The sequence below is a fragment of the Mesorhizobium sp. B2-4-7 genome (assembly GCF_006442685.1).
Lineage (GTDB): Bacteria > Pseudomonadota > Alphaproteobacteria > Rhizobiales > Rhizobiaceae > Mesorhizobium.
In genome coordinates this window covers 91184-117631 of record NZ_VFVH01000011.1, presented here as the reverse complement: position 1 = coordinate 117631, position 26448 = coordinate 91184, and the positions used below count along the sequence as shown (strand labels likewise).

At 65.0% G+C, this 26448-nt stretch carries 30 protein-coding genes; 15 read left to right on the top strand and 15 right to left on the bottom strand.

Annotation, left to right across the window (positions count from 1 at the left end):
* Positions 1-56: 56 nt before the first annotated feature.
* Together FJ946_RS25095 and FJ946_RS25090 are read right to left on the bottom strand one after the other, a co-directional pair.
* Positions 57-509, bottom strand: coding sequence for a GNAT family N-acetyltransferase (locus FJ946_RS25095; protein WP_140500024.1), 453 nt, complete (start codon positions 507-509; stop codon positions 57-59).
* Positions 510-724: 215 nt separating this feature from the next.
* The gene (locus tag FJ946_RS25090) at positions 725-1012 is read right to left on the bottom strand and encodes a GIY-YIG nuclease family protein (protein ID WP_140568032.1); all 288 of its coding nucleotides are present in this window, start codon (positions 1010-1012) and stop codon (positions 725-727) included.
* A 286-nt stretch (positions 1013-1298) separates the two neighbouring features.
* On the opposite strand from FJ946_RS25090, the gene FJ946_RS25085 reads away from it, so the two are divergent.
* Positions 1299-1901, top strand: coding sequence for a DUF922 domain-containing protein (locus tag FJ946_RS25085; protein WP_246673062.1), 603 nt, complete (start codon positions 1299-1301; stop codon positions 1899-1901).
* 16 nt (positions 1902-1917) lie between these two features.
* On the opposite strand, the gene FJ946_RS25080 is transcribed toward FJ946_RS25085, so the two are convergent.
* From FJ946_RS25080 to FJ946_RS25070, 3 genes are all read right to left on the bottom strand, one after another.
* The gene (locus FJ946_RS25080) at positions 1918-2976 is read right to left on the bottom strand and encodes a Gfo/Idh/MocA family oxidoreductase (RefSeq protein WP_140568038.1); all 1059 of its coding nucleotides are present in this window, start codon (positions 2974-2976) and stop codon (positions 1918-1920) included.
* 94 nt (positions 2977-3070) lie between these two features.
* Complete coding sequence (locus tag FJ946_RS25075) at positions 3071-3775, bottom strand: SDR family oxidoreductase (RefSeq protein WP_140557856.1); 705 nt, start codon at positions 3773-3775, stop codon at positions 3071-3073.
* 121 nt (positions 3776-3896) lie between these two features.
* Positions 3897-4514 carry an XRE family transcriptional regulator gene (locus tag FJ946_RS25070; protein WP_140516014.1) on the bottom strand — a complete coding sequence of 206 codons (618 nt, stop codon included), beginning with the start codon at positions 4512-4514 and terminating at the stop codon, positions 3897-3899.
* 131 nt (positions 4515-4645) lie between these two features.
* Here FJ946_RS25070 and FJ946_RS25065 point away from each other — a divergent pair, with 131 nt between their 5' ends.
* The 3 genes from FJ946_RS25065 to FJ946_RS25055 all read left to right on the top strand — a co-directional run bounded on the left by FJ946_RS25065 (position 4646) and on the right by FJ946_RS25055 (position 8740).
* On the top strand, positions 4646-5779 hold the full coding sequence (locus tag FJ946_RS25065) for an FAD-binding oxidoreductase (protein ID WP_140568041.1): 1134 nt from the start codon (positions 4646-4648) through the stop codon (positions 5777-5779).
* Positions 5780-5829: 50 nt separating this feature from the next.
* A complete protein-coding gene (locus FJ946_RS25060; RefSeq protein WP_140568043.1) occupies positions 5830-7434 on the top strand; it encodes an ABC transporter substrate-binding protein in 1605 nt (534 codons plus the stop codon).
* A gap of 184 nt (positions 7435-7618) precedes the next feature.
* Positions 7619-8740, top strand: a complete 1122-nt coding sequence (locus FJ946_RS25055; protein ID WP_140568045.1) for a serine hydrolase domain-containing protein — start codon at positions 7619-7621, stop codon at positions 8738-8740.
* On the opposite strand, the gene FJ946_RS25050 is transcribed toward FJ946_RS25055, so the two are convergent.
* Entirely contained in the window at positions 8703-9257 is a 555-nt protein-coding gene (locus FJ946_RS25050; protein WP_140500038.1) for a cytochrome b, read from the bottom strand. The two genes, FJ946_RS25055 and FJ946_RS25050, sit on opposite strands and share 38 nt — an antisense overlap.
* A gap of 148 nt (positions 9258-9405) precedes the next feature.
* Complete coding sequence (locus tag FJ946_RS25045) at positions 9406-10125, bottom strand: 3-keto-5-aminohexanoate cleavage protein (protein WP_140547201.1); 720 nt, start codon at positions 10123-10125, stop codon at positions 9406-9408.
* A 205-nt stretch (positions 10126-10330) separates the two neighbouring features.
* Between FJ946_RS25045 and FJ946_RS25040 the strand changes: the two genes are divergently transcribed.
* The gene (locus FJ946_RS25040) at positions 10331-10528 is read left to right on the top strand and encodes a hypothetical protein (RefSeq protein WP_181165267.1); all 198 of its coding nucleotides are present in this window, start codon (positions 10331-10333) and stop codon (positions 10526-10528) included.
* Positions 10529-10673: 145 nt separating this feature from the next.
* Here the strand turns inward: FJ946_RS25040 and FJ946_RS25035 are convergent, their stop codons facing one another.
* Positions 10674-12770 carry an EAL domain-containing protein gene (locus FJ946_RS25035; RefSeq protein ID WP_140568047.1) on the bottom strand — a complete coding sequence of 699 codons (2097 nt, stop codon included), beginning with the start codon at positions 12768-12770 and terminating at the stop codon, positions 10674-10676.
* 216 nt (positions 12771-12986) lie between these two features.
* Here FJ946_RS25035 and FJ946_RS25030 point away from each other — a divergent pair, with 216 nt between their 5' ends.
* Together FJ946_RS25030 and FJ946_RS25025 are read left to right on the top strand one after the other, a co-directional pair.
* Entirely contained in the window at positions 12987-13436 is a 450-nt protein-coding gene (locus FJ946_RS25030; RefSeq protein WP_140568049.1) for an ester cyclase, read from the top strand.
* A gap of 243 nt (positions 13437-13679) precedes the next feature.
* Complete coding sequence (locus FJ946_RS25025; protein WP_140568050.1) at positions 13680-14771, top strand: phosphatase PAP2 family protein; 1092 nt, start codon at positions 13680-13682, stop codon at positions 14769-14771.
* Positions 14772-14825: 54 nt separating this feature from the next.
* Here the strand turns inward: FJ946_RS25025 and FJ946_RS25020 are convergent, their stop codons facing one another.
* Together FJ946_RS25020 and FJ946_RS25015 are read right to left on the bottom strand one after the other, a co-directional pair.
* Positions 14826-15362 (bottom strand): hypothetical protein, encoded by a 537-nt coding sequence (locus FJ946_RS25020; protein WP_181165266.1) that lies wholly within the window; start codon positions 15360-15362, stop codon positions 14826-14828.
* Between the two features lie 121 nt (positions 15363-15483).
* Positions 15484-15810 (bottom strand): DUF1330 domain-containing protein, encoded by a 327-nt coding sequence (locus FJ946_RS25015; RefSeq protein WP_140568052.1) that lies wholly within the window; start codon positions 15808-15810, stop codon positions 15484-15486.
* Positions 15811-15987: 177 nt separating this feature from the next.
* Here FJ946_RS25015 and FJ946_RS25010 point away from each other — a divergent pair, with 177 nt between their 5' ends.
* Complete coding sequence (locus tag FJ946_RS25010; protein WP_140500050.1) at positions 15988-16680, top strand: helix-turn-helix domain-containing protein; 693 nt, start codon at positions 15988-15990, stop codon at positions 16678-16680.
* A 14-nt stretch (positions 16681-16694) separates the two neighbouring features.
* Here FJ946_RS25010 and FJ946_RS25005 read toward each other — a convergent pair whose 3' ends face one another.
* Complete coding sequence (locus tag FJ946_RS25005; RefSeq protein WP_140561099.1) at positions 16695-17093, bottom strand: type II toxin-antitoxin system HigA family antitoxin; 399 nt, start codon at positions 17091-17093, stop codon at positions 16695-16697.
* Between the two features lie 123 nt (positions 17094-17216).
* Here FJ946_RS25005 and ada point away from each other — a divergent pair, with 123 nt between their 5' ends.
* The 4 genes from ada to FJ946_RS24980 all read left to right on the top strand — a co-directional run bounded on the left by ada (position 17217) and on the right by FJ946_RS24980 (position 20109).
* The gene (gene ada / locus FJ946_RS25000) at positions 17217-18296 is read left to right on the top strand and encodes a bifunctional DNA-binding transcriptional regulator/O6-methylguanine-DNA methyltransferase Ada (protein WP_181167217.1); all 1080 of its coding nucleotides are present in this window, start codon (positions 17217-17219) and stop codon (positions 18294-18296) included.
* A 12-nt stretch (positions 18297-18308) separates the two neighbouring features.
* The gene (locus tag FJ946_RS24995) at positions 18309-18539 is read left to right on the top strand and encodes a hypothetical protein (RefSeq protein ID WP_140500055.1); all 231 of its coding nucleotides are present in this window, start codon (positions 18309-18311) and stop codon (positions 18537-18539) included.
* 284 nt (positions 18540-18823) lie between these two features.
* Positions 18824-19369, top strand: coding sequence for a methylated-DNA--[protein]-cysteine S-methyltransferase (locus tag FJ946_RS24985; protein WP_140568053.1), 546 nt, complete (start codon positions 18824-18826; stop codon positions 19367-19369).
* Complete coding sequence (locus FJ946_RS24980) at positions 19366-20109, top strand: 2OG-Fe(II) oxygenase (RefSeq protein WP_140568055.1); 744 nt, start codon at positions 19366-19368, stop codon at positions 20107-20109. The genes FJ946_RS24985 and FJ946_RS24980 overlap by 4 nt, the downstream gene beginning before the upstream one ends.
* A gap of 151 nt (positions 20110-20260) precedes the next feature.
* On the opposite strand, the gene FJ946_RS24975 is transcribed toward FJ946_RS24980, so the two are convergent.
* Positions 20261-20848, bottom strand: coding sequence for a dihydrofolate reductase family protein (locus FJ946_RS24975; protein ID WP_140516033.1), 588 nt, complete (start codon positions 20846-20848; stop codon positions 20261-20263).
* 140 nt (positions 20849-20988) lie between these two features.
* Here FJ946_RS24975 and FJ946_RS24970 point away from each other — a divergent pair, with 140 nt between their 5' ends.
* On the top strand, positions 20989-21405 hold the full coding sequence (locus FJ946_RS24970) for a helix-turn-helix domain-containing protein (protein ID WP_140568056.1): 417 nt from the start codon (positions 20989-20991) through the stop codon (positions 21403-21405).
* A 144-nt stretch (positions 21406-21549) separates the two neighbouring features.
* Here the strand turns inward: FJ946_RS24970 and FJ946_RS24965 are convergent, their stop codons facing one another.
* Entirely contained in the window at positions 21550-21786 is a 237-nt protein-coding gene (locus tag FJ946_RS24965) for a hypothetical protein (protein ID WP_140500063.1), read from the bottom strand.
* A gap of 141 nt (positions 21787-21927) precedes the next feature.
* Here FJ946_RS24965 and dinB point away from each other — a divergent pair, with 141 nt between their 5' ends.
* Positions 21928-23169 carry a DNA polymerase IV gene (gene dinB, locus FJ946_RS24960; RefSeq protein ID WP_140568058.1) on the top strand — a complete coding sequence of 414 codons (1242 nt, stop codon included), beginning with the start codon at positions 21928-21930 and terminating at the stop codon, positions 23167-23169.
* Between the two features lie 47 nt (positions 23170-23216).
* On the opposite strand, the gene FJ946_RS24955 is transcribed toward dinB, so the two are convergent.
* Positions 23217-23750: a sterol desaturase family protein gene (locus FJ946_RS24955; RefSeq protein WP_140500066.1), complete on the bottom strand. Its 534-nt coding sequence runs from the start codon at positions 23748-23750 to the stop codon at positions 23217-23219.
* A 280-nt stretch (positions 23751-24030) separates the two neighbouring features.
* Positions 24031-25215 (bottom strand): Gfo/Idh/MocA family oxidoreductase, encoded by a 1185-nt coding sequence (locus tag FJ946_RS24950; protein WP_140568059.1) that lies wholly within the window; start codon positions 25213-25215, stop codon positions 24031-24033.
* Positions 25216-25546: 331 nt separating this feature from the next.
* Here FJ946_RS24950 and FJ946_RS24945 point away from each other — a divergent pair, with 331 nt between their 5' ends.
* A complete protein-coding gene (locus FJ946_RS24945; protein ID WP_140500070.1) occupies positions 25547-26440 on the top strand; it encodes a MurR/RpiR family transcriptional regulator in 894 nt (297 codons plus the stop codon).
* Positions 26441-26448 lie beyond the last annotated feature (8 nt).

The window sequence follows — 26448 nt, the reverse complement described above, 5'->3', positions numbered from 1 at the left end:
GCCTTCCCGCATGCGCCAGCCGCCCGCCTTAGCGGAAAGCGACGGCCCCGCCTGCGCTACAAGGTCTTCTTGTAGCCGAGATGGGTGCCGGTGAAGCCGAGGCTTTCATAGAAGCGGTGCGCGTCCGCTCTGGTCTTGTCGGTGGTGAGCTGGACGAGGCCGCAACCGCGCGCCCGGCATTGATCAACAGCCCATTCGATCATCAGCCTGCCTATGCCTTCGGAACGGCGGTGCCCGGCGACCCGCACCGCCTCGATCTGACCGCGCCAGGCGCCCTTCCGCGACAGCCCGGCAAGGAAGCTGATCTGCAAGGTGCCGACCACGTCGGCGCCATCGACCGCCACCGCCAGCAACTGGTTGGGGTCGGCATCGATGGCGTTGAAGGCATCGACATAGCCCTGCGCCAGCGGCAGCGAGGCATCCTCTCTGGCCGCGCCAAGCGGATCGTCCGCCAGCATGGCCACGAGGGCAGGCAGGTCGGAGGCCAGGGCCTTGCGGAAGGTGATCATGAGCACGACTTACGGCGACACGCCGGCGCCGGCAAGGCCGTTGGTTCGGAAGCCCCACCCTATCTTCGTCATCCTAGGGCGAAGCAGGAGCGAAGCTCCGTCGCGGAGACCCTGGGATCCATGCCGTGACATGGGAGCGCCGCTACCGTGCGGAATTTCGATCACCGAGCCCCGCGACATGCCCCGAGTCAACCCGAGGACGAAGTGGCCAATGGCTACCATCCTGTTCCACGAAATAGCTCGAACCATTCAGGATTGGCCTTTTCGATCAGTTCGACCTTCCATTGCCGCCGCCAGCGCTTGAGCGATTTCTCGCGCTGGATGGCGTCCGTGATATCGAAATACTCCTCGTACCAGACCAGTCGCTGCACGCCATATTGGCTGGTGAAGCGCGAACCCTGGCCCGACTTGTGTTCTGGCATACGACGACCGAGATCGTTTGCGACGCCGATGTAAATGGTGCCGCCCATCTGGCTGGCAGTCATGTAGACATAGCCGGTCATGTGTCGGGGCTATCGGGCCATGCGTTGGGAGAACATCCTGATTCGCTGCATTCTTCGGCAGGTGTCACGGCATGGATCCTAGGGTCTGCGCCGCGTCGCTTCGCTCCTTGCTCCGCCCTAGGATGACGAACCGAGGGAACTTCTTCAACCCCATACCCATCCTGGTCTTGCCGCACGGCGCCAGCGCCTCCCTCCAACACATTTGCAGCACCCGCCGGCAGCATATAGGAAAAGCCACAAGATGGCATTGGCGTCGGCGCCGGTCCTGGTTTCGCGGAGAGCGGTGTTGAGAGCGTGTGTTCGTCTGTGCCTGTCGCTGGTCGCGGTGCTCGCCTTGCCGCTTGCCGCCCATGCACAATGGAAGCCCGTCGAGACGGTCGAGCCCTACGCCATCTCGGGCCGGACCGGACAGGAGCTCTACCGGTCGATCGGCGAGAACGGACCGCTGATCCGCGGCGCCAAAACGCGCACCATCGCCTACACCAATTTCAAGCTGACCTGGACCAGGGACTACCAGAACAAGGGCGGCGATTGCGTGCTGGCATCGGCCAGGCCGAAGCTGATCATCACCTATGCCTTGCCGAAGCCGTCAGGCTCCCTGCCGCCGGTCGTGCAGAAGAGCTGGGAGAGCTTCATCGCCGGCGTCGCCGCCCATGAGAAGGTGCATGGCGCCGATATCATCGCGATGGTGCGCAAGATCGAGGCGGCGACCGTCGGCCTCAGGGTTGCCGACGATCCCAAATGCGCCAAGATCCGGACCGAGATGACCAGGCGCCTCTCCGAATTGTCGCGGGCGCAGCGGCAGGCAAGCCGCGATTTCGACCGCGTCGAATTCGGCAATGGCGGCAATTTGCAAAAACTGGTTTTTGGCCTCGTGACCGGTCCCTGAGAGGAAGGCGCCACCCTCACCGCGTCTGCGCGCTCGCCGCGAGCTCCGCCCGCTTCTCGTCCGACACCACGGCCAGATCCAGCACCTTCTGCAGTTCGGCGGCGTGGCGGAAGGACGGTTCGGCCTGCACGCCGGTCCGCACCGCGTCGGCGAAACGCTGGTAGTTGGTCGCGACCGTGCCGGCGTCGAGCTCTTCCCATATCCCGTCGTCGACATTTTCGCCGAGGCAAGCCTTGAGCGACGAGCCGTCGAGATTGTGTACCACTTCGAGACCGCCTCTGTCGCCATAGATGCGCAGGCGCAATTCGTTGAGATGGCCGGTCGCCCAGCGGCTGGCATGCACCACGCCGAAGGCGCCGTTGGAGAAATCCACCGTCATGGCGAAACTGTCATTGGCGTCGAGCCCGTAGTCGCCGATGCGGTTGCCCGGCGCCTTGTCGAAGGAACGCAGCCGGCAGAACACATGATCGATGCCGAGGGCCGCGCCATAGCTGGCGAAATCGAGGATGTGGATGCCGACATCGCCAAGCACGCCGTTGGAGCCGTGGCCGAGCGACAGCCGCCAGAGCCATTTCGGGTCGCTGCGCCAGTCGCCCCAGAATTTCGACACCAGCCAGCTCTGCAGATAGGACGCCTCGACATGCCGGACCGTGCCGATCTCACCGGCCTGCACCATCCGGCGGGCTTTCTGCAGCGCAGCGACATTGCGGTAGGTGAGGTTCACCATGTTGACGATGCCGGCTTTCTCGGCGGCCTCGGCCATCTCGATCGCCTTGCCGAAATTCTCGGCCAGCGGCTTCTCGCACAGCACCGGCTTGCCGGCCGCGATCAGCTGCATGGTGGTCGGGTGGTGGATGCGGTCCGGCGTGACATTGGCCACGGCGTCGAAGGCGCCCCATTGCAGCGCCTCCTCCAGCACGGTGAAGCGGTTGGGGATGTTGAAGCCGTCGGCGAATTCGCCGACGCGCGCCGGATCGAGGTCGACGGCCCCGACAATGTCGACGCCATCGATGGCGCTGAATTGCCGTGCATGTTCCTGCGCCATCCAGCCGGTGCCAAGTATCAGAAGCCGCATTTTTCCTCCTTGGTGCGAGATGTCGTCGCGTCAGGCGGGATGCCGGATCGCCTCCGCGACGCGGGTCGGACAGGCCTTCCCTCCCGGACCCGCCTCAAATAGCGCGAATGATCCCGCCGTCGACGCGGATGTTCTGGCCGGTGATGTAGCCGGCGCCTTCCGAAGCCAGGAAGGCGATGGTCGCGGCGATCTCTTCCGACGTGCCGTAGCGCTGCATGGGCACGGAGTCGCGGCGTTCTTCCGTCGCCGGCAGGCTGTCGATCCAGCCGGGCAGCACATTGTTCATGCGCACATTGTCCGCTGCATACGTGTTGGCGAATATCTTGGTGTAGGCGGCAAGGCCGGCGCGGAACACGGCCGAGGTCGGGAACATCGGGCTCGGCTCCACCACCCAGGCGGTCGAGATGTTGATGATGGCGCCGGCCTTCTGCTTGACCATCTGCGGCGCCACGATGCGCACCGGCCGGATGACGTTGAGCAGGTAGACGTCCATGCCGGCGTGCCACTGTTCGTCGGTGATCTCCAGGATCGGCGCGCGCGGCCCGTGGCCGCCGCTGTTGACCAGAACGTCGATGCGGCCATAGTGCTCCAGCGTCAGGTCCGCGAGGCGCCGCAGATCCTCGTTCGACTGGTTGGAGCCGGTGACACCGATGCCGCCCAGTTCCTTGGCCAGCGCCTCGCCCTTGCCGGACGAAGACAGGATGGCGACCTTGAACCCGTCCGCCGCCAGCCGCTTGGCCGCTGCCGCCCCCATGCCGCTGCCGCCGGCCACGATGACAGCCACTTTTTCTGAACTCATTGGGTTTTCCTTCTCGGGTTGGCGGGAATTTCGTCTCAGCGGTCATATAGCCGGTTTCGTCGGCCGCTTCGAACCAGAAAGGCTGAACCGACCTGCAGAAAAATGCGACACGCCAACCGCCCTATCCTTCCACCGTCTCCAGCACGCTGAGCAGCGTGCCTTCCATGTCGGGCTCGTCGCCGGAGCAGACGCACAGCATTTCGGCGTCGCCGTCGCCCACAGAGAGGTAGGCGTGGCCCATGGTGGAATCGATATAGACGCTCTCGCCCTGTTTCAGCCGCACCGGCGCGTACTGGTCGGTGTGCAGCTCGATCTCGCCCTTGAGCACGATCAAAAATTCCTCGCCGGCATGTTTCGTCAGCGGCCCGAACTCCTCGGGCGTGCGGGCGCGCGCATAGGCGTGGATCGGCACCATGCGCTTGCGCACCAGGTCGGTGGCCAGGTACCGGTAGTCGTAATTGCGGGTCAGTTGGCGTAGTGTGTTGGACGGTGACGTCACGGAGCGGCGGGTGCGCGCCGCCGGCTGCTTGCGGTCGCCGCTGAGCAGTTCCGTTACATGGATGCCGAGCCCTTCGCAGATCTGCAGCAGCTTGTCGTAACTCAGCGACATCTGGTCGTTCTCGACCTTGGACAGCGTCGACACCGCGACACCGGTGAGCCTGCTCACCTCCTGGAGGGTCCAGCCATGCGTCTTCCTCAAGCCGCGCAGGCAATCACCCAGCTTCGGTTGCTCCGACATATCAGCTCCATGCCGCGGGATCGCGCCGCTCCATCCTAGGTAATTGAACTTCCCGCCGTCATCAACAACGCCAACAATTTTCTTATACGCTAAATATTGACTGGATAAGAAATTATTTTTACGACTGAACGATGCAGTCGAATTCACTCCCGAAAATCGTCGTCATCGGCGGCGGCATTGCCGGCCTCTCGCTTGCCGCCGAGGTGGCGGACTGGGCCGACGTCACCCTCATCGAGCGCGAGAGCCAGCCGGGCTATCATGCCAGCGGCCGCTCGGCCGCCCTGTTCACCGAGACTTATGGCAACCGCCTGGTGCGCGCGCTGACGCTGGCGAGCCGCCGGGCGATCTTCGACGGCGGCTTCGTCGCGCATCAACGTGGCGCGCTGCATGTCGGCCGCGCCGATGACGGCGCGGCCGTCGACCGGCTGGCCGGCGAATTGCAGGCCATGGTGCCGAGCGTACGCCGCCTCTCCGCCGCTGAGCTGCATGCGCTGGTTCCCGTCATCGATCCGCAAACCACATGCGGCGGTGTCCATGAACCGGGTGCGGTGGACGTCGATACCGGCAAGATGCTTGCGGCCTGCGCTTCGGCACTGAAGGCCAGGGGCGGCATCATGCGCACGGGCGAAGAGGTGCGCGAGATCGCGCCCGCCGGCAATGGCTTGCGCGTCGCCACCAGTGCCGGCGCCTATCCCGCCGACATCGTCGTCAACGCCGCCGGCGCCTGGGTCGATGTCGTGGCCGGCCTGACGGGGCTCACCGGCCTCGGCTTCCAGCCCAAGCGGCGCACCGCCTTCCTGTTCGACCCGCCCGCGGGCACCGACATTGCCGGCTGGCCGCTGGTGGTCGATCTGCACGAACAATTCTACTTCAAGCCAGACGCCGGCAGGCTGATCGGCTCGCTGGCCGACGAAACCGATTCCGAGCCTTGCGACGCCTGGCCGGAAGACATCGACGTCGCCATTGCCGTCGACCGCATCGAGCAGGCAACGTCCATGCGCATAGGCCGCCCGTCGACGCCCTGGGCCGGCCTGCGCACCTTCGCGCCCGACCGCACGCCGGTCGCCGGCTTCGACCCGCGCCTCCCCGGCTTCTTCTGGCTCGGCGGCCAGGGCGGCTATGGTTTCCAGGTATCGCTGACATTGGCGCGGCTCGGCTCGGCGCTGATGCGCGGCCAACCCTTGCCCGACGATGTCACCGCGCTTGGCGTCACCGCCGCGGCGCTGGCGCCCGACCGCTTCCTGGCCCCGGCGGCGACGCCATGAATTTCATGCCCTTCCCTCAACCAGAAAAAATGTCATCAGGAGCGTTTGCGATGAAATCCACCGTTCTGCGCACAGTGCTTGGCTCCACCCTTCTGGCCTCGTCCGTCCTTCTCGGCGGGCAGGCTCATGCCAAGACGCTCGTCTATTGCTCGGAGGCCAATCCCGAGACCTTCAACCCGGCGATCGGCATCGCCGACTCCACCATGGATGCGGCCGCCAAGACGATGTTCAACCGGCTGGTCGAGTTCAAGCCGGGCACGACCGAAGTCGGACCGGCGCTGGCCGAGAGCTGGGATGTCTCGCCGGACGGCAAGACCTACACATTCCACCTGCGCCAAGGCGTGAAATTCCAGTCGAACGAGCATTTCACGCCGACGCGCGAGTTCAACGCGGACGACGTCCTTTACACGTTCAACCGCCAGCGCGACGCCAACAATCCCTACCACAAGCTCGGCGGCGGCTCTTACGAATACTTCAACGCGCTGGGCATGGGCACGCTGATCGACAAAATAGACAAGGTCGACGATTACACCGTGCGCTTCACGCTGACGGCCCCCAACGTCACCTTCCTGGCCGGGCTGGCGCTCGACTACCTCTCGATCTTGTCGCTGGAGCAGACCGAAAAGATGGTGGCCGCCGGCACGCCGGAGCTGATCGACAGCCAGCCGGTCGGGACCGGCCCGTTCATGCTCGAGGCCTATGTGCCCGACAGCCAGGTGCGCTATGCCGCCAACAAGGATTACTGGCGCGGCGCGCCGAAGATCGACACGCTGGTCTTCGCCGTCACGCCCGAGCCGACCACCCGCGTCGAGCGCCTCAAGGCCAATGAATGCCAGGTGGCGGCCCCGCCTCCGCCCAGTGCCGTCGCCGAATTGCGCGCCGATCCAGACATTACGGTCCTCGACCTCAAGGGCCAGAATATCGGCATCCTCGGCTTCAACGTCGAACATCAGCCGCTGGGCGATGTCCGCGTGCGCACCGCGCTTGCCAAGGCCGTCGACCGCAAGGCAATCGTCGATGCCGTCTATGCCGGCGCCGGCACGGTTGCCGGCAGCGTCGTGCCGCCGGCGCAGCTCGGCGCCGTTACCGATGCCGGCATCGACTACGATCCCGACGGCGCGAAGAAACTGCTGAAGGAAGCAGGCCACGAAAGCGGCCTCAAGATCAGCCTGTGGGCGATGCCGGTGTCGCGCCCCTACAACCCCAACGCCAAGCGCATGGCCGAGATGATCCAGGCCGACTGGGCGAAGGTCGGCGTGCAGTCCGAGATCGTCAGCTTCGAATGGGGCGAATATCTCAAGCGCACCGCAGCGGGCGAGCAGGACGCTTTCCTGCTCGGCGGCAGCAGCGACAATGGCGATCCCGACAACATGCTGAGCTATCTCCTGTCCTGCGACGGCGTGAAGGGTGGCTCGAACCGCTCGCGCTGGTGCGACAAGGATTTCGAGAAGCTGCTGGATGAAGGCCGCGTCGCCGCCGACCCGAAAGAACGCGCCGCGATCTACGCGAAGGCGCAGGCAATCCTGAAGGCCGAGGTGCCGGTGGCGCCGATCGCCCATTCGCTGGTGGCGATCCCGATCCGCAAGAGCGTGCTCAACTACATCCTCGACCCCTTCGGCCGGCAGAATTTCGCGGCGGTCGATGTGGCTGAGTGAGGGCAGGCGCTCCCTGTCCTTACCCCCTTGTGGGGGAAGGTGGATCGGCGCGCAGCGCCGAGACGGATGAGGGGTGTTCCAGCGGAATGAGACGTTGGTGTTCCCTGGAGCACCCCTCATCCGACCTCGCTTCGCGAGGCCACCTTCTCCCACAGGGGGAGAAGGAAAAAAGAAAGCGATATCAATGCCGAAAGACCTGACCTCCCTCCTCAACAGCTACCTCGCCGACGGCGCGGTGGGTGCCTCGCTGGCCTATTCGACAGGCGCCGCGCCAATCGCCCTCACCGCGGGCCTAGCCGATCGCGCACATGGCACATCAGTCACACCGGACCAGTTGTTCAAGATCGGCAGCTGCACCAAGACCTTCGTCGCCGCCGCCCTGGTCAAGCTCGCCGAGACCGGCAAGCTCGAGCTCGGCGCGCCGATCTCCTCCTGGTTCCCGGATCTGCCGGGCGCAGGGAATATTTCGGTGCGCCAGCTGATCAACCATCGCAGCGGCCTGCCGGAATTCGAATATTACATACCGATGGATCCGGGCCGGCAATGGACGCCGCAGCAGCTGGTCGACATCGCCTTCGCCTCCGACAAACAGAAGGCACCGGGCGGACCCGCTGTCTACAACAACACCGGCTATGTGTTGGCCGGCATGGTGATCGAGGCCGTCACCGGCCAGTCGCTCGGCGCCTATGTCAGAAGCGCGGTCCTGCGGCCGCTCGCCCTGGAAAACACCTGGTCGCCAGCCACCGAAGCATTCCCGGAAAGGTCGATGGTGCGCGGCTACTACCACCGGCCGCCGCCGGCGCCGGGCGCACCGACAGACATCGCTTCCGGCGGCGAGATGTGGCGCATGGACGGCGTGCTGCCCTACTCCGACGAATTGCAGGATTCTTCCGATTCCTTCCCATTCGGCGCCGCCTATGGCTGCGGCGACATGGTGTCGACGCCGTCCGACATGGTGAGCTTCATGCGCAGCCTGTTCTCCGGCAAGCTCTTGTCGCCGCCTTTCTTCGCCGAGATGTTCGAACGCCGCGTGCCGGCGAGCTTCCCGGGCACCCGCATGCGCGAGACCGGCGCCGGCATGTTCCAGAGCGCCTATGCCGACCGCGCCTTCTACGGCCATCAGGGCAGCATTCCGGGCTATGTCGCGGTCATGCTGCATGATCCGGCGACCGGTCTTACCATCGCCATGACCAGCAATGTCGGCTCCGGCAACCGCCTGTCCTTCCAGGCCAGCGGCCTGCATCCCGTGGTGGATCAGGCGATCCGGATCATTCTGGAGCAGCCAAGCCGGGCAGCATCTGGCTGAGCACGCGATCTCGCAGAAGAACGTGGTGGAAGACGGCCGCCGCGGCGTGCAGGCCGGCCAGCCACATGAGGATGTCGCCAAGCGTGCCGTGGATTTCCGCCAGCGAAGCGCCGACGTCCCATGGGGCGAAAAGCGGACCGATCGGACCGAAGCCGTACACCGTGACCGGATGGCCGCCAAACCATGCGCCGAGCATGGCGGTCACCGGCACAGCGAACATCAATGCGTAGAGCGCCCAATGTACCGCCTTCGACCCGACATACATCCAGGCGGGCATGGACGGAGCATCGGGAATGCGATCGAACAGCCGCCAGGCCAGGCGGATCACCAGCAGCCAGAAAACCGCGAAGCCGAGCGATTCATGAAGCAGCAGCATCGAGGCCCTGGGCGCTGAATAAACGCGCGTAGGAGGGCCGCCTGCCGAGACCAGGAAGGCGATGAGCACGAGCAGTGCCGTCAACCAGTGGAATGCCTGGGCAAGGCTTCCGTAGCGAGTTGTGGTACCGGACAGTGACATGCAGGAACTCCGCGGCAGTTGCACAAGGCTCCCCGCGCCAAGCCGAATTTGCCTTTATTTAGCTGCGCCTCGAGTGAGAACGATTTATGGCGGAGCAGGTCGGGTCGGCTTGTCGCACCGGCTGCACAGCCAAGGCGCTTGAGACCCTTCAGGTTTTCGACCAAAATACCGCCGCCGCCCCCGCGACGATCTCCGCATTGTCCAGCGCCACCTTTCCATCGGGAAGCGTCCTGCCGTCTTCCAGTCCGACCCGCGTCGACCAGCGCCTTCGATGCGCGAGCTCCACGAACGGCCAGACCGTGGCATCGGCGCCGTGCAGCAGGATCGGCCGCCGCACCCCGGCGCGGTCCAGCGCGGCGGCGATGCCGTGCGCCTCGGCGAGTGCGGCGGGCAATTCCTGTATGTCGATCTCGATCAGGATGCGCAGCACCCGGCCGTGATCGGCAAGACTGACGAACCGCTGGGCATCTTCCGTTGTGGCAAGGCCGGCCTCGATGCCGACGCCGCGCTGGCGCAAAAGCTCCATCACGCCGGGCGCGTCGGCCTCCGAAAGATTGACCGAGGCATAGTCGGGCAGTTCGCGCCAGCCGGCGATCGCCGCGCGGGTGCGCTCGACGTCATTCTCGATCCAGGCGCCTGTCGACACGCCGATCAGCGTGCCGGGACAGGCCCGGCGCACCGCCAGCACGGTCGCGTCCACGGCGGCCAGGCTCTCGCGCCCGTCCGCGCCGCGCGGATGGATGTGCAGCTCGGCCGCGCCCGTGGCGACGCAGGCGGCCGCATCGCTCGCCATCGCCTGCGCCGTCAGCGGCAATTTCGGATGAAAATCGCGCGGTCGTGCGCCATTGATGCAGGCCTGGACGATCATGGCTGCCATCCTCGGACAAGGGAGCCAGCACTCTAGCTGCGTGGCAAGGCATGGCAAAGAGTTGGGCGTTGTCTCTCCTGACAGCGCCAGCCTCGCCCTTCTTGCCGGAATCCCCCGGCATTTGAATAAAATCCGCCTGTGGATATTTACCCTGTGTTCCGCCAGACCGGCCAAGATATATTAGGGCGAGGTAATGGAGGGATCATTGACCAGCGATTTTTCAGCCGCCCGGGTGCATCTCGAACGCGCCTATCACTATTTGCGCGGCGATGACGAGACAAGCCGCTCGGCATGCGAAGCCCTCGACCTGCTGATCGAAGCGGTCGCGGAGGCGCAGCACAGGCGATCGGAGGCAGAGGTGTTGGAGTTTCCGCGATCGGCACGGTTCGCCGACCGCCAGTGATCGTTCCGCCACGCCCGGCCGACCGCCCGGAGCCGTTCCAGGGGCCGTGCTTAACAGCTCTTCGGGATTGCCTAATACAGCTCTTCGGGATTGCCTAATGGAGTGTTGGAGTGGCTCGGCGATTCTGGCGGGCGGCTTGCCCGCTTCAGGCGCGCCGCCTGTCGGGCGTTCCGGCCGTCGCGCGCGAAACGATCGCCTCCAGCGGCTCGGGACGATGCAGAAAGAAGCCCTGACCGTAGGCGACCCCCATGTCCTGGAGCATGGCCAGCGTATCGTGCCGTTCGATCTTTTCGCCCACCACGGCGAAGTCGAGGCTCCTCGCAATGCCGGTCATCGCCAGCACGATCTCGCGATCGAAGCGGCTGTCGGTGATATGTTCGATGAACGAGCCGTCGATCTTGATCGCATCGACGGGAAAGCGCCTGAGATACTCGAACGAGCTCATGCCGGCGCCGAAATCGTCGAGGCTGACCCGGCAGCGTCGCTCACGCGCCTTGCGCACGAAGTCCTCCGCGGCATCGAAATTGGTGACGGCCGCGGTTTCGGTGATCTCGAATCCGATGCCGGAATGCGGCGCACCGGTTTCCTCGATGGTGTTGTCGACGAAATCCCACAGCCCCGGATCGCTCAATGTCTGAGCCGACAGGTTGAAGCCCAGCGTCAGCGCCCCGGCACGCAGCGCCGGTCCGTGCCGCAAAAGCGCCGTGCGAATGATCCAGCGGTCGAGTTTCGAGGCGATGCCGAAACGCTCGGCCACCGGGATGAATTCGCTCGGCGGCACCAGCCGCCCGTTGCGCGCGGCGAGCCTCGCCAGCACTTCGACGTGCCGGCACTCTTGCCATGGCTTTCCCAGGAGATGGATTTCCTGGCCGAACAGTTTCAGCCGCCCGTCGTCCATGGCATCGACGGTGTCGGCTGCGATGCGCGCCGCATTGAGGCCGGCGGCCCCAGATCGCGCCGCGGCCGAAAACACCGCGAAGCGGTTGCGCCCCGCCGCCTTGGCCGCGTAGCAGGCGTCGTCGGCGCAAGCCAGCGCATCGGCCACGGTGGTCGCGGCGTCATCGATGAAGGCGATGCCGATCGAGGCCGCCAGTCGGCGCGATGACGCGGCCGGGCCGAGATCGGCCTCGCGCACCGCCCCAAGCACGGCGCCGGCGATCCGCTCGGCCTGCACCGCGTCGCAATGCGGCACCAGCAGCGCGAACTCGTCGCCGCCCAGGCGCGCCGCATGCGCCGACGGCGGCAGGCAGCCGCGCATGCCCCCCGCGACGCTCTTCAGCGCCAGGTCGCCGGCGGCATGCCCGGCGAAGTCGTTGAGCGCCTTGAAATAATCGAGATCGACATAGAACACCGCCAGCGGCGCTCCCGCCGCGATATGCTCGCCAAGCAGCCTGTCGAAGGCGGCGCGGTTCCACAGGCCGGTCAGCGCGTCGTGGCGGGCGGCATGGGCCAGTTCCTGTTCGCGCAGCTTGTCTTCGGTGATGTCGCGCACCGTGCCGAGGATCTGGCCGGCGGCACCGGCGGCGGCGACGAAACGCACCAGCGATTCGACATGACGGATATCGCCGTCGCGCCTGATGATGCGATATTGCGCGGCAATGACGCCGTCGGTTTCCAGCGGCGCCCTGTGGGCGCGTTCGGCCGCCTGCTTGTCGTCGGGATGCAGGTAGCTGTGCCATAGGTCGGCCGTCACCTCGTCGGTAACGGCGACAAGGCCGAAAATTTCCCTGGTGCGGGAATCCCAATAGCTTTTGTTGCTGGCGATGTCGTAGTGCCAGATGCCGGTGCCGCTGGCCGCGAGCGCCAGGCGGAAGCGGATGTTGACCCGTTCCAGCGCGGCCTCTGCCGCCTTCTGTTTCGAAATATCGGTCTGCACGCCCATCAGCCGGATCGGTTGGCCATCGCCGTCGCGCTCGACGATGCCGCCGCGGTCGAGCACCCAGACCCAGTGGCCTTGCTTGTGCCGGAGCCTGAGCTCGGTCTCGATGGTGTCGGTCAGGCCGGCGATGTGACGGTCGCCGCTGGCCAGCGCCTGCTCGCGATCGTCGGGATGGGTAAGCCGCAGCCAGAGGTCGCTGCTGTTGGCAAGCTCGCTTTCGTCATAGCCCAGCATCCGCGCCCAGGTGGCGGAATAGAAACACTCGCCTGTCCGAAGGTCCCAGTCCCAGACACCAAGTTGGGCGCGCTCCAGGGCCTTCTCCCAGAACGTTCCATTACGGCTTTTCTTGTCCTGACCCGCCATCTTCCGTTTCGTCCAACCCCGCCGGGGGCAATCTGCGGCAAAACCAGAGAAGAAAGCGTTACCACGCCGGTGGCTCCGCCGCGTTCCTCGCTTGCGGTCCCGACTTTCGATTGGCGGGCAAGAAGCGGAGTTTGCCCGCCCGCCGATCCTCCTAGTGTTTGCGCGGGGTCGCCGCCCGCCCTGGCGATCTCGTGCAAACACAAGAGGAGTTTTCCCATGACCAAACAGGAAGACAACAAGGCCGTCGTCGTTAGATGGTTCACTGATTTCTGGGGTGAAACCTGCGATCTTTCCGTCGTCGACGCCATCGCCGCGCCCGACATGCTGCTCAAATATTCGCTGCATGAACCGCGCCGCGGCCGCGAGGACATCAAGGCCTTCATGACCGATTTCCGCGCTGCCTTCCCGGACCTCAACTTCTGGGCCACCGCCGACCTCATCGCCGAAGGCGACTATGTCGTCGGCCAGTGGGAAGGCGGCGGCACCCATGCCGGTCCGGCCTTCAGCGATTTTCTCGTCGGTTCGCTGCCCGCCGCCACCGGCCGCACCATGCGCTTCACCGGCACCACGGTGCTGAAGGTGATCGACGGCAGGATCGTCGAGGAGATCGGCCTCGACGACGGCGTCGCGGCGTTGACCCAGCTCGGCCTGATCAAGGCGGCTTGAATGAGAGGGACCATCGCCGTCCAGGCAGTGGTCCCTCTCGATTGCACGTGCGTGACGAAAGGCCTCTTGGCAGCAACCCAACACAGGGCCAGCACCGCCATCGACCTCAGCCCGTATTTGAATACAATACTACACTATTGAGTATTATATTGGAAACCAGACACCATTACGGGTGCAACAAGATATTAATACGTTGCCGCCAGAACAATCATAACAAGTTCGAAAGCTGGCGGGACCTCCCTGATGAGTGGGCACACCGGAACACAGGGCGGCGATCTCCGATCGGTTTCCACTGTTGATCTTGGCGTGGCGACAACCAGAAGCAGCTGGCTGCTGACGGGCCTGTGCCTGGTCTGCGTCGCGACGGCGCTTTGCCTGCGGCCTGAGCGATATCTTCTGCTGTCCATAAAGTACTTCGGGACATTCCTCGGCTTGCTGCCGGTGCTGCTGGTGGTTGGCCTCGGGTTGACGGCATTGGTGTATGGCGGGCCCAGGCCGACAAGATTCATGGTGCACATACTCAAGGAACGCGGGCCGGCGGCCGCGCGGGTCGTCTTGCTATTCTTTCTCGGCATCATCGCTTTCACGACATTCAGGATCACCATACCGGAGATCGTGCCTTACTATGCCGATCCCATGCTGGCCGACCTCGATCGTTGGCTGCACGGCGTCGATCCTTGGGTATGGACGCACGGCATCGTTTCAGAGCCCGCCTCCATGCTGGTTTTCAAGGCCTATATGTCCTGGTGGTTCATGCAATGGCTTGGCGTCGTGCTCTTCGTCGCCTTCTGGAACAGTCCCGCCCGGCGCATCCGCTATCTCTGGGCGTTCGCGCTCACCATGATGTTGTGTGGCACCGTTCTTCCAATCATGCTGTCATCCAGCGGGCCGATATTCTACGACCGGTTCTATGGCGGCAGCCGATTTGCCGGGGTGCTCGCAGCGCTGATGGCAGACCCGTATGCCTTGCCGGTGCGGTTCGCCGCCAGCTATCTGCTCGATGCACACGACAGCGGCAGCTCCGCGCTGGGCAGCGGCATCACAGCAATGCCGAGCATGCATGTCGCCATCGTCACGCTCAATGCCTTCTTCCTCACCGGCTTTGGTCGCCGCTGGGCCGTTGCCGGCTGGTCGTTCGCCGCACTCATCCTGTTCGGCTCGGTCTATACCGGCTGGCACTATGCCGTGGACGGCTACCTGTCGATCCTCGTGGTCTCTCTGCTCTGGTACCTGACCGGACGCTTCGTTCTACCGGCATCCGGGCAGCAGGCTTCCGACGTGGCCCAACAGACTTCCGATACGGGATTGGCGGCCCCCAATCCCGCGCCGCGATAACGGCCGGAGCGGACAGCGTCGAGCCAGGCGGCCTGCACCGCCTGGCTTCATTGCTTACTGGCTGGGTGCCGCCGCGTGTTCGCACGACACTTTCGGGTTCATGTCGGCGAAGGTGCCGGTCGGGTTGCCCTTCCAGGCCCAGACATGCAGCTCGTAGAATTCGCCCAGGCCGTAACGGTTGGGCGCACTGTTGAAGTTGAACAATTGGCCGTCCAGTGACGCCGGCCCCTTGGCGGTGATGTATTCGACCGCCACCAGCTTCAGTGTGCCGTCGGCCATCGGCTCGTACATCACGGCCTCGGGACGCGCGATGTCGATCTTGTCGTCCTTCAGGTATTGCCCGTTGACATAGTGAATGCCCATCGCGCCGCCGGTGATGCCGCTGGCGCAGGGAATGGGCGCATAGCCTTCGTCCGTGGCGACCTTGGCGTCGAGGAACCGGCTGTTCGCCGCCCGCACCTTGCCGGCCAGTGGATTCGCGCCGGATGCAGGCACGGCCTCTTGCTGATGGGCGTGGGCGAAGGTGGCGCAGGCGGCCAGCATGGCCCCCGCCATGAGAAGCCCGTTGCGGAATTTGCGTATCATATTCATTCCATTCTTCTTGAAAAGGCCCAGCGCGCTGACCGCCGGAAATACGGAGGCGCGGCAGGCAAGCGCCGTGATTGTCGTTGCTCGGAGCACCCGAAAGCGATGCGACGGATGGAGGAAAGCTTCATCCCTTCGGCAGATACGGGATCGTCCCCGCCAGGTCGGTGTTGTCGATCATCTGGAAGCGGCTGTCGCTACCGTCCTGACGGGCCGAGACGAAGGGCGCGTAGGCCGGATCGTTGGCGAAGGCGCGCGCCGCCGCTTCCGACGGGAATGCCATCAGCGCGATCAGAGTGGTGTCGAGCGGCTTGCCTTCAAGCGTCGTCACATTGCCGCTGCGCGACAGATACTTGCCGCCATGCTTGTGGACGAGGTCGTGCACCGATGCGGCGTAGGCCGGCATCCACTGCGGGTTCTTCACCTTGATGTCTGCGATCACGTATGTGGTCATGGTATTCTCCCTGTTACGGCGCACAGGGGAGATCCCCGCGGCCGGTCAAAGGGCTCGCATGGCAGGGCCGGCGCCGGCCAGTCCGCGATCTGTACCGGGCCGGTACAGTTTCCGTACTGGCCGCTTCCTTCATGAAGGCCTAATGTTCAGCCCAGTTTCGAGGGAGGACGTCGGATCATGGCCCAGCACGGATACAAGCAGTTCTGCCCGCTATCGATGGCCGCCGAGGTGCTGTGCACCCGCTGGACGATGGTGCTGATGCGCGAATTGGTGGCGGGTTCGACCCGTTTCAACGACCTGCGTCGCGGCGTCCCCAAAATGTCGCCCAGCCTTCTGTCGCAACGGCTGAAGGAGCTCGAGCTCGCCGGGATCGTCGAGCGCAAGGAGGTGCCGGGCGAGAAGGGCATCTCCGAATACCGGCTGACGGAGGCCGGCCGGGATTTGCGCCCCGTCGTCGAGGCGATGGGCTTTTGGGGACAGAAATGGGTCGAGTCCCGGCTGTCCCTCAAGAACCTCGATCCGTCGCTGCTGATGTGGGACATGCGGCGCAATCTGAACCCCTCGCCGCTGCCCGACGGGCGCACCGTGATACAATTCCTGTACCAGGAGCTGCCGGCGTCCAAACGGTCGTGGTGGCTGATCGTCGAAAAGCATGGCGAGGTCGATCTGTGCTGGTACGATCCGGGCTTCGATATCGACCTCTACGTCTCGACCGACCTGCACACGATGACGGCGATCTGGATGGGATTGATCACCGTCGAGAAGGCCGGCGCGAAGGTCGCCTTGACCGGCGATCAGCACATCGCAAGGAAGATGCAGACCTGGCTCGGCCTCAGCCCGTTCGCGGTCGAGCCCAAACGGGCGGCGTAGGATTCTGGAGCCCGTTAGGCGCGCTTTCGACCCCGATCATTTGCAAGATGATAGGGTTGCACGAGGATTTCGGCCGGAATGTTCCATTCCTTGTTCAGTTTGAAGACCATGTCCAGGGTCAAGGCCCGCTTCCTGTTCAGCACCTCCGTTGCCCGGGGTGATGATCCGATCACCTCGGCCAGAGCCTTTCGCGGCAAGTTGAACAACTCCATGTGGGATTGAATGGCTTCAACGGGATCGGGTGCTTCAATGGGATAGTGCTTGTCCTCATAGGCCTCGATCAGGGTTGCGAGAACATCAAATCGGTCGCCATCGGGAGAGCCGATTTCCGGCTCGTTCTCGAAATATTGGGTGATTTCGGCAATTGCCCAATCGTAATCGGCTTCGGTCTTAAGAGGTCGAATGTTTTCCATCACACCTTCTCCGGATCAATCTTGTCATACTCTTTGTGTGTCCCGACGAATAGGCTCGCGTCCACCTCTCAGTTGGCAGGAAACGGGTGGCGACGCGGGTCGTCTGCGGCTTCAATGCCGGCCATGTTCATCACCCTTGCCAAGGATCTCAAACCCGCGCCGCTGCCGGTCGCCGACGATCCGCGCTGGACGCAAGTCGTGGCGCGCGACAAATCGGCCGATGGCAGCTTCTGGTATTCGGTGGCCACGACCGGCGTCTATTGCCGGCCCTCCTGCCCGTCGCGGCGCGCCAACCCGAAGAACGTGCAGCTCCACGACACGCTGGACGAGGCCAGGGCGACCGGCTTTCGCGCCTGCCGGCGCTGCAATCCCGACGGACCTTCGCTCGAGGCCGGCAACGCCGCGATGGTGGCCGAGGCCTGCCGCAGGATCGAACAGAGCGAGGAGGAACCGTCGCTCGGTGAACTGGCCGCCGCCGCCGGCCGCAGCGCCGGCTATTTCCACCGCACCTTCAAGGCCGTCACCGGCCTGACGCCAAAGGACTACGCGGCCGCCCGGCGCGCCGAAAGGGTGCGCCGGGGCCTCGAAGACGGCGCCAGCGTGACAGCGGCGATCTACGATGCCGGCTTCAATTCGAGCGGACGCTTCTATGAGAAGTCGGCCGGCATGCTCGGCATGACGCCGACGCGCTACCGCGCCGGCGGCGCCAGCGAGGAGATCCGCTTCGCCGTCGGCGAATGCTCGCTCGGCGCCATCCTTGTCGCATCGAGCAGGAAGGGGGTCGCCGCGATCCTGCTCGGCGACGACCCGGACGCGCTGGTGCGCGACCTGCAGGACCGTTTCCCCAAGGCGCGCCTGATCGGCGCCGACCGCGATTATGAGGCGCTCGTCGCCCGCGTCGTCGGTTTCGTCGAGGCTCCAAGGCTTGGTCTCGACCTGCCGCTCGACCTGCGCGGCACCGCGTTCCGGCAGCGCGTCTGGCAGGCCCTGCGGGACATCCCGGCCGGCCGCACCGTCTCCTATGCCGAGATAGCAGGGCGCATCGGCGCGCCGAAGGCGACCCGCGCCGTTGCCGGCGCCTGCGCCGCCAACGCGCTCGCGGTCGCCATTCCCTGCCACCGCGTGATCCGCAAGGACGGCGCCCTGTCCGGCTACGCCTGGGGCGCGGAGCGCAAGCGCGCGCTGCTCGGCCGCGAGGCCTGAGGAGGAGCGGCAATGGGCGCGATGGCAAGGTCTTCCACCACCGATGCGGACATTGGGATCCCCCATCGCGGCGCCGTCAGACGCGCCAAAGATGCGCGGTCGCTGGTGATGGCTGCGCTCGGGGAGCTTGTCGAGAGCGGCAAGGCCGAGTGGAGCCGTGGCGCGACCGGCGAGATCGAACTGCGGCTGTTATCAGGCGAGGTTTTTTTGCTTGGCGAGGTTGCTGTCATTCGTATCGCATAAATCAGCGCTCTACGGCGCCCCCCTCTGTCCTGCCGGACATCTCCCCCACTTGGGGGGAGATTGGCTGTCACAACCGCCTTCGCCAATCTACGACGTTGCAGGAATGAGTGGGGCGCCGAAATTGCCAATCTCCCCCTCGTGGGGGAGATGTCCGGCAGGACAGAGGGGGGCGCCGTAGGGTACTTACCTCCGCACCGTTCCGGAAATTGAATTTGAAAGCAAGCATCGGAGTGAGGAACGGAAAGCACGCGGCTAGGGTTCAGGCACACGGAAGGAGTGAAGCAATGAACCTCATGCAAACCCACACGCCGGCGACAGCCTCCGGCGCCGACACCATCACCTACGCCATCGCCCAATCCGCGATCGGCAAAATCCTCGCCGCGCGCGGTTCCCTCGGCGTCTGCGCCATTCTGATCGACTCCGACGCCGAGGCGCTGGCGCAGGATCTCGCCAGCCGCTTCCCCGGCAGGATGCTGGTCGAGGACGAGGCCGCCTTGCAAGGCGATCTTGCGGCGATAACGCGTTTCATCGAAACGCCCGCCGCCGGCCTGGACCTGCCGCTCGACATCAGCCGCGGCACGCCGTTCCAGCAAAAAGTTTGGGGCGAGCTTCGCAGCATCCGCCGCGGCGCAACCATCACCTACGCCGCCCTTGCCCAGCGTCTCGGCCAATCGAACGGCGCCCGCGCCGTGGCGACGGCCTGCGCCGCTAACGCGATCGCGCTCGGTATTCCCTGCCACCGCGTCGTCCGCGCCGACGGCACGCCCTCCGGCTACCGCTGGGGCACTGAGCGCAAGCACGCTTTGCTCGACAAAGAGGCCGCGATATGAACGCCCATGCCAAGGTTGCGGCATCGGTGGTGAAAGCCGCCGAGGAACGCGTTGCCGCTTACGACTGGCCAGCCCTAGCCGCCGAACTCGACGGCTTCGGCTGTGCGGTGATGGAAAAGCTGCTCACGCCGCAGGAGTGCCGACAACTCGCCGGGCTCTATCCGCATGAGGAACATTTCCGCAGCCATATCCACATGGCCAGGCACGGCTTCGGCAAGGGCGAATACCGCTATTTCCGCTACCCCTTGCCGGACCTGATCGGCGGGCTGCGCACGGCGCTCTATCCCAGGCTCGCCGAGGTCGCCAACCGGTGGAACGAGCGCATGGGCATCGCCATGCGCTATCCCGAAACGCATGCCGCCTTTCTCGAACAGTGCCACGCCGCCGGCCAGGTCAGGCCGACGCCACTTCTGCTGCAATATGTGCCCGGCGACTTCAACTGCCTGCACCAGGACCTCTATGGCGACCTCGCCTTTCCGCTGCAGGTGGCGGTTCTGCTTTCAGAACCCGGCGAGGATTTCACCGGCGGTGAGTTCGCCCTGACCGAACAGCGGCCGCGCATGCAGAGCCGGGTGGAAGTGGTGCCCTTGCGCCAGGGCGATGCCGTCTCCTTCGCCGTCCACAATCGGCCGGTGCAGGGCACCAAGGGCAATTACCGCGTCAATCTGCGCCACGGCGTCAGCCGCCTGCGCTCGGGCATGCGGCACACGGTGGGCATCATTTTTCATGATGCGAAGTGAATTGGTGAGGCCAAGGTGTTGACCAAGAGTACATCGAGGCGCGTGTTCCCTTCGCCCCTGGGGGCTAAGGCACAACCGCGCTTGGTGCTGCATCGCCGACTGCCATGCCCAAGCTCAACGGCAGGCATGATATCAGTGCAATGCCTTTCGATTAGCCGGCCGGCGCGTAGCGGCTCACCACCATGCCGCTCGCATAGGATTTCGAGCCGAGCAGCCGCAGCCTGCCGAACCCGCCTTGGTCGAAGATGCGGCGGCCGGCGCCCAGCACGGCCGGGTTGATGAACAGCTGGAACTCGTCGACCAGCCTGGCCGCGATCAGCGCCGAGGCGAAGCCGGCGCCGCCGAACACCGCGATGTCGCCGCCCTCACCCCTCTTCAGCAAGTCGACCTCCCGCGGCAGGTCGCCGCTGACCACTGTCGTGCCCTCCCATCGCGAGGCCTTGAGCCTGTCGCTCGGCACCACCTTCCTCGCCTCGACGATGCGCTGGGCGAAAGCATAGAACGGGTCGCGCGGATATCTCTTCGCCGCATTGCCCCAATGGGTGAGGTAGCCTTCCTCGGCCATCTTGCGGCTCAAGAGGATGGTATCGATGCCGGCGAAGACGGCGTTGAAGTCCCGCTTCAGCTCCTCGTCCCAGGCGCTGTCGTCGCCCCATTCCCAGAGCTGCCAGCGATGATCCCCGGCGGCGCCGACAAAACCGTCGACCGACATCTGCATCTGGAGGATCAGCTTTTTCATTATGGTTCTCCCAGTCAAGGGCCGAGCGGCTCGTTTTACCCGTCCGGCCGGCACGGTTGCCGATGGTTTACATTTGGAACTATTGACCTGAGATGAAAACGATGTCAATAGTAAAGCGATTTAAAAATGGAACCATACACATGTCGACACAGGACCGGTCTGGCTGCCCCATCAACCTGTCGCTCGAACTGCTCGGCGACCGCTGGACGCTGCTCATCATCCGCGACCTGGTCTTCGCCGGAAAAAAGCACTTTCGCGAATTCCTGCAATCCGATGAGGGCATTTCCTCGCGTACGCTGGCCGAGCGCCTCCAGACATTGCAGGACGAAGGCATCCTCACCCGCAGCGGTGATCCCACGCATGGCCTGAAGGCGATCTATCGCCTGACCGAGGCCGGCGTCGACCTTGTGCCCGTGCTGGCCACGCTCGGCGCCTGGGGCAGCAAGCACCGCAAGGCCGACGATGATCTGGCAAGGATCGCCGATAAGCTCGCTGCCGACGGCGAGCCGGCGCTGGAGCGCCTCAAGCAGGCGCTGCGGGCGGAGCATCTCGGTTGATGGATGTCGCCAAGGCGGCCTCGGGGACAACGACCCGCACAGGCAACGCGCCTCAGAAAGCGCGTCACGGCCCTCTGTTCGGAATAGCGCAAAAACAAGCGATTGGAGCGGTTGCGTGATGCATTGCAGCACGCCGGCGGCGAGCTATGGCGTGCGCAATATGTCGGCGCCCGCCTGCTCATCGAACAGCACGGCGCAGCCGCACTGCAGCGCGACTTCACTCAGCGCATTCGCGACCGTTTCGTCGGCCGAGACGAAATCGCCGGTCAGCACCCGCAATTCCTCCACGGCCTTGGCCATCGAAACCAGCCGCCCCGCGGCGCGGTCGGTCGAGCAGGCGTTGACGACGCAAACCAGATCGATCATTTCAAAGTTGCCCATGCCAGCCTCCGCACGCGGCGCCCTTCGGCCGTCAACGCGATTGTGAGCGACAATGTTCCGGCGGATCGCGACCTCGCTTGACAGCGAGCAATGTTTGTTCTCTTTATGTTCCATACTCTACAACGTCGCGAGGAACCGGGGATGGAGCCCACCATCCTGCATGCCGATCTCGACGCTTTCTACGCCTCGGTCGAGCAGCTTCTCGACCCGTCGCTGCGCGGCAAGCCGATCGCGGTCGGCGGCGGCGTCGTGCTCGCCGCCTCCTACGAAGCCCGCGCCTTCGGCGTGCGCGGCGGCATGCCGGGGCGCAAGGCGCGCGAGCTCTGCCCGCAGTTGATTTTCGTCGGCGGAAATTTCCGCGACTACCAGCGGCTCGGCGACGCCGCGATGAAGGTGCTCGACGATTTCACGCCGCTGGTCGAGCGCATCTCCATCGACGAGGCCTTCGCCGATGTCGCCGGTTGCACGCATCTGTTCGGCCAGCCGCGGGAGATCGCCTCGACCATTCGCCGCCGCGTGCGAAGCGAACTCGGCCTGCCGATCTCGATCGGCGTGGCGCGCACCAAGCACCTGGCCAAGATCGCCTCGCAGGTGGCCAAGCCCGATGGGCTGGTGGTGGTCGAGCCCGGCACCGAGATCGCCTTCCTGCATGACCTGCCGGTCTCCCTGATGTGGGGCGTCGGCCCGGCGACCAGCGCGCGGCTGGCCGAGATCGGCGTCCAGACAATCGGCGAACTGGCCAGGACGCACAGCGGCGCGCTGGCGCGGCTGCTCGGCCCTGCCGCCGGCGAAAAGCTTGCCGCCTTGTCGTGGAACCGCGATCCGCGCAAATTGGAAACACGTCGCCGCGCCCATTCGGCCGGTGCCCAGTCGGCGCTTGGCCGCAAGCCGGCACTGGAATGCGTCTACATCCCCGTCCTGCTGCATCTGGCCGACCGGGTCGCCAGCCAGCTGCGCGCCAAGGCGCGCCCCGGCCGCACGGTGACGGTGCGCGTGCGCTTCGCCGACCTCAGCGCCGTCACCCGCTCGATCACGCTCGACCAGCCGATCTCGGCGACGGTGATGCTGGCCGAGATCGCGACAGACCTGGTGCGGGGCGTGCTTGCCGATCATCCGCATGACAGGACGATTTCGCTGCTGGCGATCTCGGTCTCGCATCTGGAGGAAAGTGCCGAATTGCAGCTCGAACTGCCGCTCGGCCTCGCCGACGAAAAGCGCCGCCCCGGCACCAGGAAGGGCCTCGCACGCTTCGGCGCCGACCGCGCCATCGACAAGATCCGCGAGCGTTTCGGCAAACAGGCCGTCGGCTACGGCACCGTGGCGCTGGAGGCGGCCCGCTCGGTGCCCGACGAGTTCAGGGAATTGGCGCAGAAGGAATTGTAAGCGGGAATGGCTGTCTGCGCTTCCCGAATGGCGCACACCACTTGGCTTCAGAGCCGCATCGTGCCGAAGACCCGATCCCAGAACAGCGACGTCACGCCGAAATTGACGTTTTCGTCGACATGATGATGCAGCGCGTGGCGGCGCTTCAGCGTGTAGAGATAGCTCGGATGAGTGGGATGCCAGTGATGGATCACATGGTGGATGCTGACGTACCATAGGTAGCCCAGCATCAGCCCGCAGCTCGCCGCGCTGGCGACCGCGAAATCCGAGACCATCCATACGGGAAAGAACGCGACAAGCGCATGCACGCCGAGGCTGAGCCAGGTCGGCGTGCCCACCGGACTGCGCTCCTCGACATGATGGCGGGCGTGCAGATCCCTGATCCAGGGAATGTGGTGAAGGACGAAGCGGTGCATGACGTATTCGATCAGCGTCCACAGACACAGGCACGCCAGCGCCGTCGCCAGCCAGCCTGGCGCGCTCTCTTCGCCGGCCTCGATAAGCCCGGCCACAGCCAGCAGGGCGATCGCCAGGGGGTAAACCACGAAGTCGCTGTAGTATCCAATGAGACCGAGTTCCATCGGAGCAAGCCTTCAACGCCGAAGAAGCGACAGATTGCCGAATGCGCGGGCGGGGAGCAACGCGGATGCGCCTGACATAGCGTCGCAATCACCTCGCGCAAGGTCGGCGGCAACGATTTGGAAGCCAGTCAACCGGCTGTTGCCTTCGAAACCAGCCTCGCAACGGGCTTGAAAAATGGCGGAACACAGCGCGGTCCCGAATGGACGGCCAACTCTTGATCGCCGTCAACCGCGCGGCACCGTCGGGCGTGGCCGCGATGTCACATTGGATGGCACACCCTCACCCGAACCTTGCCGCCGTCCACGCCCCGTCAGCCGCGTTCGACTCCACCGCCGCGGCGACGAACTTCACGCCGCGCGCGCCGTCGACCACATCGGGCACCTGCGCCGCCCGGGCCGCATCGACGGCGGCGCCCGAACGATGCGCGCGGATGATGTCGGCGGCGTCGCGGTAGAAATTGGCGAAGGCCTCGATATAGCCTTCGGGATGAGCGGCCGGCATGCGCGACACGCGCCGGCTTTCCTGCGTCGAGCCATGGCCGCCGCGCACGAGCGTGCGGCTTTCCTCGCCATATCTGGAGAAGCGCAGTTCCTCGGGCCGCGTGCCCGACCATTCAAGCCCCGCCTTGTCGCCATAGATGCGCACGGAGAGATCATTATAGTGGCCGGGCGACGTCTGGCTGGCCAGGATCGTGCCGCGTGCCCCGCCCGCCCAGCGCACCAGCACATGCGCGTTGTCATCGAGCCGCCGTCCCGGCACGGCGGTGAACAGGTCGGCCGACACCGTCTCGGCCTCGCGGCCGCTGATGAAACTCGCCAGGTTGAAGGCATGCACGCCGATATCGGCCAGCACCGCCGACTGGCCGGCGCGCGCCGGGTCGGTGCGCCATTCCGCCTGTTTCTGGCCGTCGGCATCGATCGGCCTGGTCAGCCAGTCCTGGATATAGGCGCCGTGCACGGAGACGATGCGGCCGAGTTCGCCCGCCGCCACCATCTCGCGCGCCTGGCGCACCATGGCGTAGCCGGTGTTGTTGAGGGTGACGACGAAGCGGCGATTTTTCTCCCGCGTCAGCGCCACCAGGGCTTGCGCCTCGCCCAGCGTCGTCGACAGCGGCTTGTCGCAGATCACATCGATGCCGGCTTCCAGAAAGGCTGTCGCGACCGGCGCGTGCAGATAGTTGGGCGTGACGATGACGACCGCCTCGATGCCGTCCGGGCGCGCCGCCTCCGTCTTGGCCATCATGCGGTAATCGGCATAGCTGCGCTCCGGCGCGATGCCGATCTCGGCGGCCGAGGCGGCGGCATTCCCGGGGTCGGACGACAGCGCGCCGGCCACCAGCGCGATCTGGTCGTCGAGCCGCATGGCGAGGCGATGCACCGCGCCGATGAAGGCGCCCTGCCCGCCTCCCACCATGCCGACGCGCAAACGCTTGCCCGCCGATCCGTCCGATGTCGCATAGACCATGTTTGTCTCCTCCGATTTAAGGATGTTAAGCCAGCACCCACCGTCGAGTTCTGTAGCGCCCCCCTCTGTCCTGCCGGACATCTCCCCCACAGGTGGGGAGATTGGCAGCGTCGACCGCGACGCCTTTCATGCAACGCTGGCAATTTGGCGAAAGCCGGCGTGACATCCGATCTCCCCCCTTGTGGGGGAGATGTCCGGCAGGACAGAGGGGGGCGCCATAGGGTGCTATGTTGAATGCATCGAACTTCTTCGCTGCAGAACAGCTACCACCCTCGAACAGGATTTCCAATTTTCATATTGTAAAACGATCGTATCGCGCTAGCCTGAAATCATGAGCGGGGCGCGCAAATCATCCGGACGGTCCAGCGCCGACGAGGCGACGACCCGCAAGCGCGGGCGCTCGCTGGCGGCGCTCGGCTATATCAAGCCGCAGACTTACGAGGAGCTGCGCGCGGTGCTGTCGTCGGGCACGGTCCATTTTCCCAAGCGGCTGCGCCAGGTCGCGATCTTCCTGTGGCAGCATCCGAGCGACGTCGCGCTCGGCACCATCGCACAGGTCGCCGCGCAGGCAGGGGTGCAGCCTTCGACGCTGGTGCGCTTCGCCCAGATCTTCGGCTATGCCGGCTTTTCCGATTTCCAGGGCCTGTTCAAGGACCATGTCAAGGCGTCCTGGCCGGAAGGGCGCGGCCAGGAACGCACGCCGCGCGTATCCAATGCCGACCTGCATTTCCTGCGCGGCATGGTCGGCGCCTCGCAGGCCTCGCTCGGCCGCATCGAAACCGGCTTCGATATCGAGAGCTTCGAGAAAATGGTGGCGTTGCTTTCGGCCGCCGAGCTGATCTACGTCATCGGCTCCAAGCGCGCCTTTCCCGTCACCAGCTATCTCTCGCTGACCTTGTCGCAGCAAGGCGTGCGCAATGTGCTGGTCGACAATGTCGGCTCCACCGCGCTCGACCAGGTCGGCTGCATCGGCAGACGCGACGCGGTGCTGGCGGTCTCCTTCAGTCCCTACAATTCGATCACGCCCGACCTCGTCGCGGTCGCCCACGAGCGGCGCGCGCGGATCGTCACCATCACCGACAGCACTTTCTCTCCGCTGGTCAAGTTCTCGGACACCTGGCTGGAAGTTGTGGAACAGGACTTCGCAGGCTTCCGCTCGCTGGCGGCGTCGCTCGCCGTCGGCATGGCTTTGGTCCATGGTGTCGTGGCCCAACGGGCAGAATGATTGCGCGG

Coding starts and splice junctions, on each gene's coding strand:
- FJ946_RS25095 (WP_140500024.1), bottom strand. CDS start 509: ATGATCACCTTCCGCAAGGCCCTGGCCTCCGACCTGCCTGCCCTCGTG.
- FJ946_RS25090 (WP_140568032.1), bottom strand. CDS start 1,012: ATGACCGGCTATGTCTACATGACTGCCAGCCAGATGGGCGGCACCATT.
- FJ946_RS25080 (WP_140568038.1), bottom strand. CDS start 2,976: ATGCGGCTTCTGATACTTGGCACCGGCTGGATGGCGCAGGAACATGCA.
- FJ946_RS25075 (WP_140557856.1), bottom strand. CDS start 3,775: ATGAGTTCAGAAAAAGTGGCTGTCATCGTGGCCGGCGGCAGCGGCATG.
- FJ946_RS25070 (WP_140516014.1), bottom strand. CDS start 4,514: ATGTCGGAGCAACCGAAGCTGGGTGATTGCCTGCGCGGCTTGAGGAAG.
- FJ946_RS25065 (WP_140568041.1), top strand. CDS start 4,646: ATGCAGTCGAATTCACTCCCGAAAATCGTCGTCATCGGCGGCGGCATT.
- FJ946_RS25060 (WP_140568043.1), top strand. CDS start 5,830: ATGAAATCCACCGTTCTGCGCACAGTGCTTGGCTCCACCCTTCTGGCC.
- FJ946_RS25055 (WP_140568045.1), top strand. CDS start 7,619: ATGCCGAAAGACCTGACCTCCCTCCTCAACAGCTACCTCGCCGACGGC.
- FJ946_RS25050 (WP_140500038.1), bottom strand. CDS start 9,257: ATGTCACTGTCCGGTACCACAACTCGCTACGGAAGCCTTGCCCAGGCA.
- FJ946_RS25045 (WP_140547201.1), bottom strand. CDS start 10,125: ATGATCGTCCAGGCCTGCATCAATGGCGCACGACCGCGCGATTTTCAT.
- FJ946_RS25035 (WP_140568047.1), bottom strand. CDS start 12,770: ATGGCGGGTCAGGACAAGAAAAGCCGTAATGGAACGTTCTGGGAGAAG.
- FJ946_RS25030 (WP_140568049.1), top strand. CDS start 12,987: ATGACCAAACAGGAAGACAACAAGGCCGTCGTCGTTAGATGGTTCACT.
- FJ946_RS25025 (WP_140568050.1), top strand. CDS start 13,680: ATGAGTGGGCACACCGGAACACAGGGCGGCGATCTCCGATCGGTTTCC.
- FJ946_RS25020 (WP_181165266.1), bottom strand. CDS start 15,362: ATGAATATGATACGCAAATTCCGCAACGGGCTTCTCATGGCGGGGGCC.
- FJ946_RS25015 (WP_140568052.1), bottom strand. CDS start 15,810: ATGACCACATACGTGATCGCAGACATCAAGGTGAAGAACCCGCAGTGG.
- FJ946_RS25010 (WP_140500050.1), top strand. CDS start 15,988: ATGGCCCAGCACGGATACAAGCAGTTCTGCCCGCTATCGATGGCCGCC.
- FJ946_RS25005 (WP_140561099.1), bottom strand. CDS start 17,093: ATGGAAAACATTCGACCTCTTAAGACCGAAGCCGATTACGATTGGGCA.
- ada (WP_181167217.1), top strand. CDS start 17,217: ATGTTCATCACCCTTGCCAAGGATCTCAAACCCGCGCCGCTGCCGGTC.
- FJ946_RS24995 (WP_140500055.1), top strand. CDS start 18,309: ATGGGCGCGATGGCAAGGTCTTCCACCACCGATGCGGACATTGGGATC.
- FJ946_RS24985 (WP_140568053.1), top strand. CDS start 18,824: ATGAACCTCATGCAAACCCACACGCCGGCGACAGCCTCCGGCGCCGAC.
- FJ946_RS24980 (WP_140568055.1), top strand. CDS start 19,366: ATGAACGCCCATGCCAAGGTTGCGGCATCGGTGGTGAAAGCCGCCGAG.
- FJ946_RS24975 (WP_140516033.1), bottom strand. CDS start 20,848: ATGAAAAAGCTGATCCTCCAGATGCAGATGTCGGTCGACGGTTTTGTC.
- FJ946_RS24970 (WP_140568056.1), top strand. CDS start 20,989: ATGTCGACACAGGACCGGTCTGGCTGCCCCATCAACCTGTCGCTCGAA.
- FJ946_RS24965 (WP_140500063.1), bottom strand. CDS start 21,786: ATGGGCAACTTTGAAATGATCGATCTGGTTTGCGTCGTCAACGCCTGC.
- dinB (WP_140568058.1), top strand. CDS start 21,928: ATGGAGCCCACCATCCTGCATGCCGATCTCGACGCTTTCTACGCCTCG.
- FJ946_RS24955 (WP_140500066.1), bottom strand. CDS start 23,750: ATGGAACTCGGTCTCATTGGATACTACAGCGACTTCGTGGTTTACCCC.
- FJ946_RS24950 (WP_140568059.1), bottom strand. CDS start 25,215: ATGGTCTATGCGACATCGGACGGATCGGCGGGCAAGCGTTTGCGCGTC.
- FJ946_RS24945 (WP_140500070.1), top strand. CDS start 25,547: ATGAGCGGGGCGCGCAAATCATCCGGACGGTCCAGCGCCGACGAGGCG.